We start from the raw sequence: 2,624 nt of genomic DNA, 5'->3' as shown, positions 1-2,624 counted from the left end.
GAGTAGCTTCCCAATTAGAGCTCGTACATAAGCACGCATTAATTCTTCAATTGACCGCTAATGTTGTTGACAAAGGGGGAGTCCACATAAGCGAAGCGAGTGCCTTAAGTGGTTTGTTAGGCGCTACACTGGTAGCCACAACAGTTCCAAATCTTTACTTACGAAAACAGCTCGACCTATAAATGGATTGGGCTTGGCTTTTTCGTTGTAGTAATTTACGTCATCTGAGACAACATTTAAATCAACGCTAATCTCATTTTGTGATACGACATTAACACATAACTTGGCTATCACTTCGCACGCATGGAAAGTGGTGTAAACAAAAACATTAGGCGTCCCATCTTTTGGGTTAGTGGAGATATTAATCTCTAAACCATCTAGGTTGCCAGCTACTGGATAGCCGACCAACGCAAAGAAAAAACTGTCTGGATAAGCTTCGTCGTCTAAGCTTTTCGTTTCAAGAGAAATGTAGAGTTTAGAGTCTTTGACTGCAAAACCTCCATTAACCTGCTGATATTCGATAATTCCGTCTTGGTGTTCTAAAGTGAACATGAAGTTTCCTTGGCGCCTAACACCCACATAAGGGGCAGTAACACGTGGGCTAAAATCCGAGCGAAGCGACAGAGCCCACGTGTTACTGTCCCAGCGAAGCGCCTTAATGTATTTGTTATATTGCAATGCCGATTTGGTCCTGAGACCTGAATTCTTTGCGTTTGTATAAGAAAAAGAACCATACAACAACAAATACGCAAGTTCCGAATGGAAAAAAGAGCACGTAAGGAAAGGTTAACAGCAGTGACCAATAAAAATACCAGCGAGCCCGATATTTGTTGAATAACATAACAATACAGCCCAAAAATGCTAGAAATGGACTTGCAATTAATATAATTGCTGCAGATACAAGTTCTTGTGAAATAGCTCCGGCCATTAGTTTTGGGTCGTTAGTAACTTCAAAATTGGGTTCAAAAGCCATTAATACGATCTCAATTACTCCAACCACAACTGAAAGGAAAGCAAAAGAGAACAAAAAAACTGTTAATAAAGCTAAATTTCTTTGCATGTTTAACCTGCGATATAACACCCCACTTAGGGGCACAAATACGCAGGCTATAATACGGAGCGAAGCGAAGGGAGCCTGCGTGTTTGTGTCCCAACGAGCGCCAGCGAGTGGCTACAGTGGTTTGTTATGTGTGTTGTTTGAAACAACATACGTTAGCGGCTCTTTAAAACTCCAGCTACTGCCAGTTATTTGCACGTTAGTTTTGTTAATTGACTTTTTCACCTCAGCTCTCACTCTACGAGTAACAAATAAGAAAGTAAAAAGCCAGCAAACGAATACCCCCCAAGAGATTAGATAGAGGACTTCAAATTGCAAGTATGCGAACAGAAAAGTGGCCACGACTAGAATCACAGCTACATATTTGAAAAGAGATGAAAATACGATCTCTTTCTCATTGAGACTTAATTCAGTTTCTTTGTAAAAAATAAACAATATGAAAATCCTAGAAGCACATAACGCCTTACTAAAAGGCGGAAAATGTTTGGCTATACTTTGCGACGAAGGAGCACAAGCCAAGCGTTTTGCGTCCTTTTGAGTAAATTGTTAGGGCTAGTCTATGAATTGTTATTGAGCTTCTTTTGTCTTTTAATATAGCTATACAAAAAAACAAACCAAATAAGACTAAAGAATGTAGGTGTTAATGCTTCAAAATATGAACCTAAACTAAGGTAGTACTTCCCATTTTTAGATAAATATACAATAGCAAAATCACCTGGTTGATAGAGGTTGGCATATTTCTTTTTTGAAATACATGTTGAAATATCACCTGGCTTAACATCCCCAATAATAATATTCTCATTGCTTGATAATATTTTTAATTCTACCTCAATGATGCAGGAGTTTCTAAAACCCACATCGGAATACCTATCGAATTCAGAATCAATTATTTCAGCTTCTAGAACTTCAGAGTCTAAGGCACTAAAAACTTCATAAACCTGAAAAGGCATAAAAAATACTGTAAGTCCAAAACTAAAAAAGGTGAGAACTAAAATACAAATACCTTTAAGCTTGTCCATTGGTCAAATCGATCCTTGATAGCCCTAACGGCCCGCATAACGGGCAAAAATACGTAGGCTATAATACAGAGCGAAGCGAAGGGAGCCTACGTGTTTTTGTCCCAGCGAGCTTGCGAGCGAGTTTATGCGATTGTTAGGTGCGTGCACTTTTAACCTGCTCACTTTTGTAGCCTGAAAATATAGGAAGAACAAAACCATACACACTTGCACAACAAAATAGAATAAAATTAACATTGCTAAGTATGACACTGTGTTCGGTAATGCTTAGAAGAATACTGAGAACTATTCCTGGTAAAAGAGTGCAACAAAAATACAAAACAATATGAATGAGCTTGTTGCGACGGGATCCTCTTCCTTTATACAACCATATTGAAGCGATAATGGTAGAAAGAGCAAGCACAACAAAAACGAAAATAGCACCACCAGCCATTGCTTATCTCCAGAGCACCTAACTTTTAAATAAGGGGCGCAGGCGCGTGGGCTACAATGCGAAGCGGCCCACGTGTATGCGTCCCAGCGAACGAAGTGAGTGACTTTATTTTTTTGTT

At 39.1% G+C, this 2,624-nt stretch carries 4 protein-coding genes; all 4 read right to left on the bottom strand.

All coding sequences use genetic code 11. The annotated features are described in order from the left end of the window. Positions 1 to 123 precede the first annotated feature (123 nt). Positions 124 to 678: a hypothetical protein gene (locus LHL20_RS20705; protein ID WP_226434658.1), complete on the bottom strand. Its 555-nt coding sequence runs from the start codon at positions 676 to 678 to the stop codon at positions 124 to 126. Continuing rightward, complete coding sequence (locus LHL20_RS20700; protein WP_226434657.1) at positions 668 to 1,060, bottom strand: hypothetical protein; 393 nt, start codon at positions 1,058 to 1,060, stop codon at positions 668 to 670. The genes LHL20_RS20705 and LHL20_RS20700 overlap by 11 nt, the downstream gene beginning before the upstream one ends. Before the next feature lie 554 nt (positions 1,061 to 1,614). Continuing rightward, positions 1,615 to 2,076, bottom strand: a complete 462-nt coding sequence (locus tag LHL20_RS20695) for a hypothetical protein (RefSeq protein WP_092030685.1) — start codon at positions 2,074 to 2,076, stop codon at positions 1,615 to 1,617. Between the two features lie 133 nt (positions 2,077 to 2,209). Beyond that, positions 2,210 to 2,506: a hypothetical protein gene (locus tag LHL20_RS20690; RefSeq protein WP_226434656.1), complete on the bottom strand. Its 297-nt coding sequence runs from the start codon at positions 2,504 to 2,506 to the stop codon at positions 2,210 to 2,212. Positions 2,507 to 2,624 lie beyond the last annotated feature (118 nt).

Origin of the sequence: Alteromonas sp. McT4-15 (assembly GCF_020515205.1) — a bacterium.
In the GTDB taxonomy this organism is placed as follows: domain Bacteria; phylum Pseudomonadota; class Gammaproteobacteria; order Enterobacterales; family Alteromonadaceae; genus Alteromonas.
Note: the sequence above shows the minus strand (reverse complement) of the source record. Positions and strands in the feature narration are given on the sequence as shown.

Excerpts from the sequence above, each read along its gene's own strand:
- LHL20_RS20700 (WP_226434657.1), bottom strand. The coding sequence starts at position 1,060 with ATGCAAAGAAATTTAGCTTTATTAACAGTTTTTTTGTTCTCTTTTGCT.
- LHL20_RS20695 (WP_092030685.1), bottom strand. The coding sequence starts at position 2,076 with ATGGACAAGCTTAAAGGTATTTGTATTTTAGTTCTCACCTTTTTTAGT.
- LHL20_RS20690 (WP_226434656.1), bottom strand. The coding sequence starts at position 2,506 with ATGGCTGGTGGTGCTATTTTCGTTTTTGTTGTGCTTGCTCTTTCTACC.